Below are 12,359 nucleotides of genomic sequence, written 5' to 3' on the forward strand. Positions count from 1 at the left end.
GGGCTCCGGCGGCAATTTCTTTTGCAAGCGCATCGATGCCTGAAAGACAACGAGTGTTCGCCAGTCCTCCTTCATTCCCAACGGCTTTCGCCTCAATGACGGGAAAGGCGGACGTGAACCCATTCTCATTGTTTGCTTTTGCAGAAGGGGGACTTGCAATCCCAGAAAATGAGGGTTTCTTTCGAGCAAGTACAACAGTTCGAACAGCCATAGTAATCCTAAGTACACGAGGCCTTGGCCTCTTGTGTACCGGCTCGTTTCGAATGCTGTGGACTTGTTCCACCCTACGCGGCGGATTTTGCAAGCCGTGACCTTTTGTAGTTTTTCCGGTGTGCCAGCACGCTCTATGTAAGCTGAGCGCCTGTGGGTGTATTCCGAATCGGGAGGTCTAACCCTATCGGTCGAGGTGTCCCACAAATCAGACTCTACCACATTTTTTAGTTCGTACACACGTTCTATATTTTTTAAACTGTCGTAAGCATAGTGTCGTTAGCGACCCGTCGTGGCCCGTGTTCATGGCCTGCAGCATGTCGCAACATTCCGCACCGCGTACCTCACCCACCACAATACGGTCGGGACGCATACGCAGGGCGTTGGTCACCAGGTCGCGGATTGTCACCGCACCCTCACCCTCAATTGAAGCCTCGCGCGCCTCCAGGCGAACCACATGCGGGTGATGCGCGAACTTGAGCTCGGCGGAATCCTCGATCGTCACGATGCGCTCGCCGGTAGATATCTCGCACGATAGCGCGTTGAGCAGCGTAGTCTTGCCCGACCCCGTACCGCCCGCAACCGCCAAATCTTGGCGCAGCGACACCGCACACGAAAGCAGTTGCGCATACCAAAGCGGCAGCGACCCCAGGCCCACAAGCTCGTCCAACGAACAGATGCGATCCGAGAACTTGCGGATAGTGAGGATCGGCCCATCGATCGCCACGGGCGGAATCACCGCGTTGACGCGATAACCTGTCTTGAGGCGGGCGTTGACGATGGGACTGCGCTCGTCGATACGCCTGCCCAGCGGCGAGATGATGCGGTCGATGAGCACGCGGATCTGCTCGTCATCCTCAAACGCATGCTCGATGGGGTATAAGACCCCGCCGCGCTCAAAGAAAGCCGAGCGGCAACCGTTGACCATAATCTCGGTGACGGTGTCGTCCTCGATGAGCGGCTGCAGCGGGCCCAAGCCCACCACGTCATCCAAGATCTCGTTGATGATGGTCTCACGCTCGGGCGTCGCCAGGTCGGTCGGTTCTTCCACGTTGAGTGCCGCCTCCACCGCAGGACGCAATTCCGAACGGGCAAGAACCGGATCGACGTAGGCACTGATGCGTGCCACCTCGTCGTAGCCCACGCGGTCCATCACGGCCCGCTTGGTGCGGCGTTTGACCGCACGGTGCCGTCCCACATCGACAGGTGCCGTCGCCGCTGCCGCACCGGCTGCTTTAATTCTCGTTTGCAGGCTCATCGGCAATCACCCTCACGCGACCAGGGAAGGCGGATGCGCGGGCGTTCGGTGCGCGTTGCACGGTCGGCGACCATATCGCTCCAAGGGCCGACGGCGCACCCCAGTTCCACGAGCATCTCACGCGTGGCCTCGCGCACGCTGGTCGCAAAAGCGCTGGTCTGCCCCACTGCCTCGTCAGCGCGCCCAAACGCCATGAGCGCGGCGAGATCCTGCCCGCCATCGGCGATACGAATCTTGGAGCTCAACGCACAGGCAATCTCAAAGCGCATGGCGACATCCTCGTCCGCCCCACGCGCGCCAAATCGGTTGAATACGGCGCTCATGCGCGTGCGCGGCACGCCCACACGGCTCGCCAGCTCAATGACGCGCGCTGCAGACGTCGCGGAAGAAACTGCCGCATCACCCACGACAAGGCAACGGTCGCACGCTGCCACCGCAGCCGCCACGGCATCGCCCCAAAAGACCGAGGTATCGATAAGGACCACGTCGGACTCACGACGCAAGATGTCGAGCAGCAGCTCTACCGGACGCGCCATGAGCTCGGCGCGCTCGGGCGCTGCGACAGGCCCCCAAAGCGTAACGCCTGGGGCAACGCGCATCGATGCAGCGACCACGTCTTGCTCCGCAAGTGCGCCCGCGACCGACGGCTCAATAAGTGTCGCCATGTCATGCGGGGCATCGGCGCCCAGCAAGTCGTAGAGATTTCCAAACATTAGGTCCAAATCGAGTACGGCAGCTCGCAGACCCAGCAACGAAGCGGCATGCGCCATCGTGGCGACAATCGTCGATTTGCCACAGCCGCCCGAACCCGAAATGGCGCAGATGACCGGAGCTCGATGCGACGTCGACGCAGTGTCTGCCAGCGGTGCAGGGGCTGACGACGTGGGCGGCAACGTCCCCGTCTCGCCAGCCGCACCCAAGTGCTGCGTCCACGCCGGCACGGCAGGCTGCTCAAACGGTAGGGGCGGAACTGGGGATTCCGCTGTCACGTCGACGTGCGGACCATCACCCGCGACAAGGCCCTCGACCTCATCGAGTCCATCGGCCAGGCTCACGCCGTGCACGTATCCCATATCTACGGCCAGGAGGTCTTCGCCATACGGCACCGACGCTCCGGCGTCATCACATGCAAGGGGGCCCGGGGGGCGCCGAACATGCTCGGCTTCCGCTTTCCCATAGTCATCAACACGCGGGCCTCTTGTAGCGCGAGGCGCCCCGGGTTCCCTATCAACAAAAACATCGGGCTCAGGCGACACGCCCCAATCGGAATCAACCGCTCCCTCGCCCACATGTCCGCTGCCGCATATGCTGTGCGCAGCGATGACCTCGGTCGCCCCCGCGCGAAACAGCCCCTCGATATCCGACGGATCGAGCGCCTCTATCAACACGACGACGCGGCTCACGCGTCCTTCGGCAGTCAGGCGCGCGACGGCCTCTCGCACATCTTTAGTATCAAACAGGGATGCCGCGATAATGGCAGCGCCACGGCGCGAAGGAAACGCCCGAGCCATAGACACCAACCCGTCTAGGTCGCCCACGCGAAGCACCTGCGCGCCCGCATCGCGGCCCTCGACTTCCTGCTGCAGCAGTCCGTAATCTCCACACGCGCAGCACGCAAGCCAGATCGCCTTCATCACTCGTCGCCTCCGCTCTTTTTGCCGCGTGCCGTGGCGGGAATCGTCAAGCTGACCGTTCCCTTGCCTGAGGCTCCCAGCAATTCCTTGACGTCTTTGGGGTCGGCCGCCAGCGTCACCCACTCGACCTTGCCTTCGCGCGTGGCACCGGCCTCGTCGCTGGTATCGATCACATACGCGCCGCACAGCCGATCGGTCACGCCGTCTTTTTGCACGTACACATCCACGTAGCTGCCCACGCCTGCGGCTCCGCCCACCGAATGCTCGGCATCGACCGCCACCGAAACGGCAACCTTGCCCTTGGGCACCTCGAGCGTATGGCTCTCGGCTTTGGTGTAGACATCGCAGACCACGGCATTTTTGGGAATACGCGAGGTCGTCACGTCGCCACGCACCTGGCGCAGTTCGGTCGCCGCATCGCGCGGCAGCAGGCTCGCGAGCCACTCTTGGGTTACGACATTGGTCTCGTCGAGGGTCTCACCCACATCGATATCACGTGCGGCAACGCAAACTTCGACGCGATCGCCGCCGTATTTGGCCAAGGTTTTGGCCTGGGCCTGCTCGGCCCGCGAACGAACCGATGACCCGTAAACCATGCAGAGTGCCGCGGCGAGCACGCCCGCTGCCAGACTGATGGCGATGCGCTTGCTCTTGTTCACGGCAGCTCCTCTCAAGACAGCACTGGGCGGATGGGATGCCCGTACCACTATTGTCCGAGCGGCCAAGCAACAAAACAGCGCGATCACCATCTTGGTTTTAAGTGTCAAACCAATTACCAGCCAAGAGCTGACCAACCCGTCAAGCCCGCGGCAAGGTTTTGGTCAGCGCGTCGGCAAAACGCTCATTTAAGGGCGCATCGCCAGTAAAAAAGCCGCCTCCCGCACAGTTGGAAGACGGCTGTCATAGATAAATTCAATTACAGATGGACATCGGGATCGAGCATTTGGGCACTCACACGCATGGATGACGCCAAGTTTTGGAACGTTTCCAGGCGCAGGCCATCGATCTGCCCGGCATCGGCGGCCTCGCGAACGGCGCAGCCCGGTTCGTGGGTATGCGTGCAGTCGCCAAACCGACACGCACGCGACGCCTCGACGATCTCGGGGAAGGCACGCGCTAGGCCCCGCTCGTGACCAACGAGTGGCAAACTGCGCAGGCCCGGAGCGTCGGCAATGACGCCGGCATCGCCCGGCAGCGCCACCATCACGCGCGCGACCGTGGTATGGCGGCCTTGGTCGTCGCGCTCGCGCACACCACCGGTAGCCAGCGCATCGTGGCCCAGCAGCGCATTGAGCAGCGTCGACTTTCCGGCCCCCGACTCACCCAGGATCATGGCGCACGTTCCCGCCGGAACACAGGCGCGCACCTCATCCAAACCACGGCCTTCGGCAGAGGACGTCACGATCACGCGCACGTCCGGGCCCACCAGACGGCGCACGCGATCCAGATCGCGCTCGAGTTCCGCGGCCTCGCAGCGGTCGGCCTTGGTAAGCACCACCACCGGCTCGGCATCGCAGTCGAGCGCCAAAACCAGCGAGCGCGCCACGCGGTCGAGCAGCACCTCGCCGGCGCCAAGTGCCTGCACGATCAGCACGCTATCCACGTTGGAACAAAGCACCTGACGCTCGCCGCGGGCGCGGCCACGCCAACGCTCAAAACTCGTGCGTCGCGGCAGGACGCATTCGATTACGCCCATGTCGTGCCCGGGTGCACGACGCACCGCCACACGGTCGCCCACAGCCGGCAGCAGTACCTCGTCCTCGCCGCGCGACTTGGCAAACCCCACGGCATGCTCGGCACGAAAGGTATCGTCGGCCGTCACCACCAGCGGAAACCCGCGATCTAAGCGCACCACGGCGCCCAGTTGCATCTGCTCGGGCTCCTCGGCTTGGGCGCAAAAATCGTCAAATGCTGCCTGCTGAGCCGCGGCGACCGGCAGATCGCCAAACGCCGGAACATCCTGCAGCGCATCGAGTCCCGGCACGCTCGCCAGCAGCTCCTCAGCAGACGCGGGGGCTTCGGTCGCAAGCTTCCGACGACGATCACGCTTGGCCCGCGCCCCCGTCGTCTTTTTCTTCGCCTTAGCCCTAGCCTTGCCCACAAGCGCCTCCCAGCACCACAAATCACAACTGAGCAGGTATTTTAAATCAAAAAGAGCTGGCCGGGCAAAGCCCGACCAGCTCACATACTTTCCCTCAGCCAATGGTCCCGAGAGGCCATCCGAAGGCCCGACCGCCGAGAGGGGTTTCTTCTGAGCGATCCCGCAGCGCGAAGCGCGAGGACCAGTGAGGGAGAAAGGGCGTGGGGCGGACCCGGACAGGTACGTTACTCCTTCTCGACTGCGCGCATGATCGCCTTGTAGATCTCCATCAGCGGAATGATCAGGAAGGCAAGGCCCAGCGCGGCGATAACGCCCTTGAGCTCAAGCGTCACGGGGCCAAAGAACATCTCGGCAAGCGTCGGCTGCACGGTTACGATCACCGTCAGCACCAGCGCCAGCGCGGCAGAGGCCCACAGCCACTTGTTCTGCTTCTTCATCTTAAACAGCGACGTGCGGCGGCTGCGCATGTTAAAGCAGTGGAAGATCTCGACCATGTTGAGCGTGATGAAGGCCATCATCACGCCTTCCTCGTCGGCGACGCCGGCGATCATATCGGAGATGTGGATGTAGCCCATGTCAAAGTACACGCCCACAAAGAAGCTCGCCAGCACCAGCGCGGCAATGATCAAGCCCTGGACCACGCAGTCCAGACCCATATTGCCGGCAAAGACGCCGTCCTTGGCGTTGCGCGGCTTGCGCTTCATGATGTCGCCCTCGGCATCCTCCATGCCCAGCGCGAGCGCGGGGAAGCAGTCGGTGACCAGGTTCACCCACAGCAGCTGCACCGGCTGGAAGATGGTAAAGCCGATGAGCGTGGCGATAAACACCGAGAACACCTCGGCAAGGTTGGCCGAAAGCAGGAACTGGATGACCTTGCGGATGTTGTCGTAGATGCGGCGACCCTCTTCGCAGGCACCGATGATGGTGGCGAAGTTGTCGTCGGCAAGCACCATGTCGGCGACGTTCTTGGTAACGTCGGTACCGGTGATGCCCATGCCAACGCCGATGTCGGCGCGCTTGATGGACGGGGCGTCGTTGACGCCGTCGCCCGTCATGGCCACGATCTGGTCGCGCGACTTCCAAGCCTCGACGATACGGGTCTTGTGCTCGGGCTGGACGCGGGCGTACACGCCGTAGTCCTCGATGTGCGCGTCGAGTTCCTCGTCGCTCATGCGATCGAGGTCGGCACCGGTGATGGCATGGCTGCGATCGGTGACGATACCCAGCTGCTTGGCAATGGCCACGGCGGTGTCGATGTGGTCGCCCGTGATCATAACGGTGCGGATACCGGCATCGTGGGCCTCGCGGATGGCGTCGGCGACCTCGGGGCGGACCGGGTCAATCATGCCAGACAGGCCGCAGAAGACCAGGTCGTGCTCGAGCGCGGCGGGGCTGCAGTCGCTCGGGACCTCGGTGTAGGTGCGGCTTGCCAGCGCCAGCACGCGCAGAGCCTCGTCGGCCATGGCCTTGTTGGCGGCCACGAGCTCGGCACGACGCTCCTCGGTCAGGGGGACGACCTTATCGCCCTCGTAGATGTGGGTGCACAGGCCGATCACCACGTCGGGCGCGCCCTTGGTGTATTGCTCGTACTCGCCGTCCAGGGTCTCAACGACCACGGACATCATCTTGCGGCCCGAGTCAAACGGGGCCTCGCCCACGCGCGGGTGCTCGGCAGTCAGACCAGTGAGGCCCGCCTTTCCGGCATCGTTGACGAGCGCGCACTCGGTCGGCTCGCCCACGGCCTCACCCAGTTCCTCGTCCCACTGGGCATCGGAGCACAGCGCCATACCTGCTAGGAACTTCTCCTTAGGCGCAGCGAGCTCGTGTTTGACGACGGTCATCTTGTTTTGGGTAAGGGTACCGGTCTTGTCGGAGCAGATGGTCTGCGTGCAGCCGAGAGTCTCGACGGCAGAGAGCTTGCGGATAATTGCCTGGCGCTTGGCCATCTTGGTCACGCCAAGCGACAGCACGATGGTCACGACGGCGACCAGGCCCTCGGGGATGGCAGCGACGGCGAGCGAGACGGCGACCATAAAGGTGTCGAGCAGGGCAGTCGGGTCGGTAAGGACGTTGCCCACGCCGTGGCGGACGATGTCGACGCCAAAGATCACGACGCAGATGACGATCACCATAATGGTGAGGATACGGCTGAGCTCGGCGAGCTTCACCTGCAGCGGTGTGAGCTCTTCCTTGGCCTCGGCCAGGGCACCGGCGATCTTGCCCATCTCGGTATCCATGCCGGTGCCGACCACGACGGCGCGGCCACGGCCGTACACAACGGTGGAGCCCATGTAGCACATGTTCTTGCGGTCGCCGAGCGGCACGTCATCGGTGCCCGCGGCAAGCTCGATCACGTTGGCGTGCTTCTCGACCGGCACGGACTCGCCGGTGAGCGCGGCCTCTTCGATTTTCATCGTGGCGCTCTCGAGCACGCGGCAGTCGGCCGGGACGGAGTCGCCCGCCTCGAGCATGATCACGTCGCCGGGTACGAGCTCGGCGCTCGGCAGGTGCACGAGTTTGCCGTCGCGTAGAACCTTGGACTGCGCGGCGCTCATCTCCTGAAGGGCCTCGAGGGCCTCCTCGCTCTTGGCTTCCTGGACCACGCCCAGCACCGAGTTGACGATAACGACGAACATGATGATGGCAACATCGGCAAAGTCCGCCTCGCCCTTAACCATGCCCGTGAGCGCGCTGATAACGGCGGCAACGATCAACATGATGACCATGGGGTCGGCCATCTGCTCAAAGAAACGCTTCCACAGCGGCGTCTTCTCGGCTTCCTCAAGCTTGTTAGGGCCTGTCTTGGCGAGGCGCGACGACGCCTCGTCGTTGCTCAGGCCGAGGTTCTCATCGACACCTTGGTCGCTGAGCACCTCCGCCGCGGCGGACAGGTATTCCTTTTGCATATAGAGTCCCCTCCTGGGATTCGGGCCACTCAGCAGATTGATGCCCGATCATAATTCCCAGGAGAAGGGCAAGGGCTCATCAAGGCTGCCGTGCTGAGCGGCAGTTGATAGTGGAGCTATGGTACCCCAAAGCGACGCGTCTAGCCAAAACAATCCATTTGGAAATATGGTCCGTATGTAACGATGCGGACCGTGTGATGCTCAATACTGATAAAACGTTTTTTCTTAGGCGCGTCGCCAAACTAAAATATCACCCAGATAGCAGCGGTTAGAGCGGTTGGTAAAGTTTTTTCATATACCGTTTTTCCCGTAAAAAATGAACTTCTAATTCGGCATACGGTCGATTTTTTGGGGTATTCGGTCGGTATTTCGTTATAATCAACTCAGTTTTATTTCTTATGGTTTATCTATCAGCGCAAGACGATGTCAGATGGAGGTCTGAATGTACAAGCGCACTAAGATTGTATGCACCATGGGTCCCGCCTGCGATAGCGACGAGACCATCCGCGAGATGATCAAGGCGGGCATGAACGTCGCCCGTTTTAACTTCTCGCACGGCTCCTACGACGAGCACCACGGTCGCATCGAGCGCGTCCGTCGTATTTCCAAGGAGCTCGGTATGCCCGTCGGCATCCTGCTCGACACCAAGGGCCCCGAGGTCCGCACCGGTCTTCTGGTCGACGGCAAAAAGGTTGCCGTCAAGACCGGCGACAAGATCGTCGTTACCGCTCAGCCCACGTCCGAGGATTTCCACGGCACCGCTGAGCACATCTCCCTCGACTACCTGGCTCTGCCCTCCGAGGTCGAGAAGGGCTCCCTCATCCTGATCGATGACGGCCTGGTTGCTCTCGAGGTCGAGTCCGTCGACGGCCAGGACATGACCTGCGTCGTCAAGAACGACGGCCTGATCGGCGAGCGCAAGGGCGTCAACATGCCCAACGTCAACATCTCGCTGCCCGCCATCACCGAGCGCGATCGTCAGGACATCCTCTTTGGCCTGACCGAGAACATCGACTACATCGCCGCTTCCTTCATCCGTGACGGCGAGTCTGTCCGCGGCATCCGTGAGCTTTGCCGCGAGAACGGCGGCGAGCACGTGACGATCTTCCCGAAGATCGAGTGCGCCCTGGGCGTCGAGAACTTTGATGAGATCCTCGAGGCTTCCGACGGCATCATGGTCGCCCGTGGCGACCTGGGCATCGAGATCAAGCCCGAGCTCGTTCCGCACATCCAGAAGGAGATCATCGCCAAGTGCAACGCGGCCTACAAGCCCGTTATCACCGCTACGCAGATGCTCGACTCCATGCAGCAGAACCCGCGCCCGACGCGCGCCGAGGTTGCCGACGTTGCTAACGCCATTTACGACGGTACCGACGCCGTCATGCTGTCCGGCGAGTCCGCTGCCGGTAAGTACCCGGTCGAGGCCGTCAAGATGCAGGCCAGCATCGCTCTCGAGACCGAGAAGTACCTCCCGGCCCACGCTCCGCTCGAGGTTCCGACCGATGCTCACGGCACCCGCGTCGTCAACAACGTTGTGGGTATGTCCGCTGTGAACATGGCCACCACCGTTGGCGCCAAGTGCATCACCGTGCCGACGACCACCGGCCGTACCGCTCGCCTGATCTCGCACTTCCGTCCCAACATGCCGATCTGCGCGTTCTCCCGCCACGACTGGGCCGTCCAGCAGATGATCATGTACTGGGGCGTTATCCCGCACAAGGCCGAGATTACCCAGGGCACCGTCAACGGCACGATCGTCAAGGCGATCGAGACCGCTAAGGAGCTCGGCTACGTCGAGACCGGCGATTTGACCGTCGCTACCGCCGGCGATCCCCGTATGAGCGTCCAGCTTGAGGACAAGGTCTCCTCGACCAACGTCGCCTACGTCGCTCAGGTGCGCTAAATCGCACTTGCAAGCACGCTTGCATTGCAAAGGGCCCGGAAGGCTTCGCCTTCCGGGCCCTTTTCTTTGCGCCAATGCCGGCGCACGGCAAAACACGCACTCATTTCTTTACCAAAAGTGCGAAATCAACCCTTCGAGGCCCAAACATAAAGTCCCAAGCGCTAGAAGTGTTCACCCGGTAGCAAACCCACACCTCACACAGGGCTGATAAATCGTTTTAGCAAGGTCTAAATCGACCACGTTTTCGGAAGTGCGGGGAAAAATTTCCTACCCCCGAGCACAAGCCCTTTTATTTCAACAAAACCCCTGATAAAGTTGGCTTAAATACCGCTTGTGGTTGACCTGTTTGTCTTTTTCCCCGCACTTCCGAAACCGATAGCTTTTCTAGCCCAAACTACGCTCAAACGATCGGATCGCTATGTCATTTCTTGCCTGCGGACCCACGGCTTTTCAGTACTATCGCATACCGCCCCAGATACTGGGACTCTATCCGGCAATCCTGCCGCCCGACCATGACCATCGCTTGGTGCATTACTCAAAACAACCAGTATTTAAAGACTTGCTCGGCACACCAGTCTGGAGATTCGTGGGCGAAAGAAAACAGCGCGCGAACGGAAAGCTATTTCATAGCCGTCTGCTAACCCAAGAGCCGCCTCCTGGGTCGTTTAGGCAGACTGAGCATGGATTTGATGTCACGTCGCCCGAGTTTACGCTGCTCAACCTTGCTACGCAGGTCTCACGCAACCAGTTACTCATGGCTTGCTACGAGATGTGCGGCTCCTTTGCAGTGTTCACGCCTTGTAAACGGGCGCAGCAGCAGCTCGATGAAGCAATTTCGCTTAAGCTCATTCCGCCCGACTGTGGTTGGAAACGTGTTGTCGACACCAAGGGCAATGACACCAACTTGTGGAAGCGCACGCCGCTTCTTTCCGCAGCGGATATCGCCGCGTTCGCCAAGCAGGCCGCAGGCCTGCGCGGCGTTAAACAACTGGGCTGGGCGGCCGAGCACATGACGGGACAGACCGCCTCGCCCTTCGAAGTACAGACCTCCATGCTTGTCTCGCTCCCCCGCAACGACGGCGGCATGGGCATCAATATCGCAAACAACGTGCGCATCCCACTCAGCGACGCCGCACGCTCACTGTATGACAAAACCTGCTGCTACGCCGATATCCTCATAGAGAGCAGCACCGACAGCATGGGCGTCATTCTGGAATGCCAAGGCCGCTCCGCCCATGACAGCGAAGCCGCGAGCCTCTCCGATGCCGAGCGCACCACCGCCCTCACAAGCATGGGCTATGACGCTATCCAGATAACCTATGATCAAATCAAGGACACGAAGAGCTTTAACAGCATCGCCGAGCTAATTCATAAAAAGGCGGGACTCCCTTACGTTCCAAAATCTAAGCTGGAACTCACTGCCGCAGAAACCCTTCGGCGGGAGCTGTTGGTCAATTGGGATGAACTGTTCACCGCGAAGTCAGCCGGCTAGCAGCTAGCGATCAGAGGGACTGCGGGGACGTCAGAAGCGGCAACGCGGGCGGCAAAACCCGCCTCGGTTAGCTCGACGACCTCGGTAAACGTTGCGTCAAAGAACTCTTCGGTCAGCAGACGGTACGGCGGATGATCCGGATCGCCGGGGTTTTCGCGCACAATCTCGTGCATAACGCCAATGGTCTTGAGCACATACTCTTGTGGAATCGAATACTGACCAAACTGGGCCGCCGCGGTATAGAGGCGATCGGTCGCACGCGGGATAGAAACGATGCCGAGCGTCTTGCCAAACCAGTCAAAGTCTCCCTGCTTCTTAATGCGGAACTCCTCGCACGGCTTGCCGCCTCGCGCCTCGAGATATTGGTTCACGCGCGTGTTCCACACGGTATCGGCCACCAGATGCGACCAAACGCCCAGCGTCAAATCGAGCAGCGACTGCGCCACGTTATCGGGCGCGAGCGAAAACTCGGCGGCGCCGGGGCCGTCAACCGGCTCGGCGTCTTTGTAGCGCTGCGGATAGTGCACCCGATTGAGCCTTTCACGCTCTTCGACAATCGAGGTCGCTGCAGCCGGCGCACCCGCCGGCGCACCTTTAAGCAACGGCGCCACATAGGTGTCCCAAAACTCATGCTCGCGTGGCTTAGGAATGGGCTCGGGCTTGGCAAAGTGCGTGATGCGATACGGGATGGGGTCGGCAATACCGGGAACCATGTACCCCACAAAAATGTCCGGAACCACGCTGCCAAACAAAAAGGCATTGCGGTCGCGCACGTTATCGGCAAGCGCGCCGGCACGCGCCAGAAGTCGTTCCGTCTGAGCGATATGAATATTCCAGCTTGGCATAGCTACCCCC

The 12,359-nt window shown here is 61.2% G+C and carries 8 protein-coding genes and 1 pseudogene; 3 read left to right on the plus strand and 6 right to left on the minus strand.

The window, feature by feature from the left end:
• Positions 1-481: 481 nt before the first annotated feature.
• From ACTNB2_RS05195 to cpaB, 3 genes and pseudogenes are all read right to left on the minus strand, one after another.
• Positions 482-1,468, minus strand: a pseudogene (locus ACTNB2_RS05195) (CpaF family protein); the annotation flags it as partial.
• On the minus strand, positions 1,465-3,102 hold the full coding sequence (locus ACTNB2_RS05200) for an AAA family ATPase (RefSeq protein WP_441044812.1): 1,638 nt from the start codon (positions 3,100-3,102) through the stop codon (positions 1,465-1,467). The pseudogene ACTNB2_RS05195 and the gene ACTNB2_RS05200, both read right to left, overlap by 4 nt.
• Positions 3,102-3,761 (minus strand): Flp pilus assembly protein CpaB, encoded by a 660-nt coding sequence (gene cpaB / locus ACTNB2_RS05205; protein ID WP_370450646.1) that lies wholly within the window; start codon positions 3,759-3,761, stop codon positions 3,102-3,104. The genes ACTNB2_RS05200 and cpaB overlap by 1 nt, the downstream gene beginning before the upstream one ends.
• Between cpaB and ACTNB2_RS05210 the strand changes: the two genes are divergently transcribed.
• Complete coding sequence (locus ACTNB2_RS05210; RefSeq protein ID WP_441038661.1) at positions 3,754-3,951, plus strand: hypothetical protein; 198 nt, start codon at positions 3,754-3,756, stop codon at positions 3,949-3,951. The genes cpaB and ACTNB2_RS05210 overlap by 8 nt on opposite strands.
• Before the next feature lie 67 nt (positions 3,952-4,018).
• On the opposite strand, the gene rsgA is transcribed toward ACTNB2_RS05210, so the two are convergent.
• Together rsgA and ACTNB2_RS05220 are read right to left on the minus strand one after the other, a co-directional pair.
• On the minus strand, positions 4,019-4,972 hold the full coding sequence (gene rsgA / locus ACTNB2_RS05215; protein WP_427748315.1) for a ribosome small subunit-dependent GTPase A: 954 nt from the start codon (positions 4,970-4,972) through the stop codon (positions 4,019-4,021).
• Between the two features lie 455 nt (positions 4,973-5,427).
• Positions 5,428-8,109, minus strand: coding sequence for a cation-translocating P-type ATPase (locus tag ACTNB2_RS05220; RefSeq protein ID WP_427728430.1), 2,682 nt, complete (start codon positions 8,107-8,109; stop codon positions 5,428-5,430).
• A 442-nt stretch (positions 8,110-8,551) separates the two neighbouring features.
• Here ACTNB2_RS05220 and pyk point away from each other — a divergent pair, with 442 nt between their 5' ends.
• Together pyk and ACTNB2_RS05230 are read left to right on the plus strand one after the other, a co-directional pair.
• Positions 8,552-10,012 carry a pyruvate kinase gene (gene pyk, locus ACTNB2_RS05225; protein WP_441044811.1) on the plus strand — a complete coding sequence of 487 codons (1,461 nt, stop codon included), beginning with the start codon at positions 8,552-8,554 and terminating at the stop codon, positions 10,010-10,012.
• Positions 10,013-10,430: 418 nt separating this feature from the next.
• On the plus strand, positions 10,431-11,504 hold the full coding sequence (locus ACTNB2_RS05230) for a hypothetical protein (RefSeq protein WP_441044809.1): 1,074 nt from the start codon (positions 10,431-10,433) through the stop codon (positions 11,502-11,504).
• Here ACTNB2_RS05230 and ACTNB2_RS05235 read toward each other — a convergent pair.
• Positions 11,501-12,349 (minus strand): hypothetical protein, encoded by an 849-nt coding sequence (locus ACTNB2_RS05235; RefSeq protein WP_441044808.1) that lies wholly within the window; start codon positions 12,347-12,349, stop codon positions 11,501-11,503. The two genes, ACTNB2_RS05230 and ACTNB2_RS05235, sit on opposite strands and share 4 nt — an antisense overlap.
• Positions 12,350-12,359: the final 10 nt, after the last annotated feature.

The organism is Collinsella sp. HCP28S3_G2, from assembly GCF_052065125.1.
Taxonomy (GTDB): Bacteria; Actinomycetota; Coriobacteriia; order Coriobacteriales; family Coriobacteriaceae; genus Collinsella.

Coding starts and splice junctions, on each gene's coding strand:
- ACTNB2_RS05230 (WP_441044809.1), top strand. CDS start 10,431: ATGTCATTTCTTGCCTGCGGACCCACGGCTTTTCAGTACTATCGCATA.
- ACTNB2_RS05235 (WP_441044808.1), bottom strand. CDS start 12,349: ATGCCAAGCTGGAATATTCATATCGCTCAGACGGAACGACTTCTGGCG.
- rsgA (WP_427748315.1), bottom strand. CDS start 4,972: ATGCAACTGGGCGCCGTGGTGCGCTTAGATCGCGGGTTTCCGCTGGTG.
- pyk (WP_441044811.1), top strand. CDS start 8,552: ATGTACAAGCGCACTAAGATTGTATGCACCATGGGTCCCGCCTGCGAT.
- ACTNB2_RS05200 (WP_441044812.1), bottom strand. CDS start 3,102: ATGAAGGCGATCTGGCTTGCGTGCTGCGCGTGTGGAGATTACGGACTG.
- ACTNB2_RS05220 (WP_427728430.1), bottom strand. CDS start 8,109: ATGCAAAAGGAATACCTGTCCGCCGCGGCGGAGGTGCTCAGCGACCAA.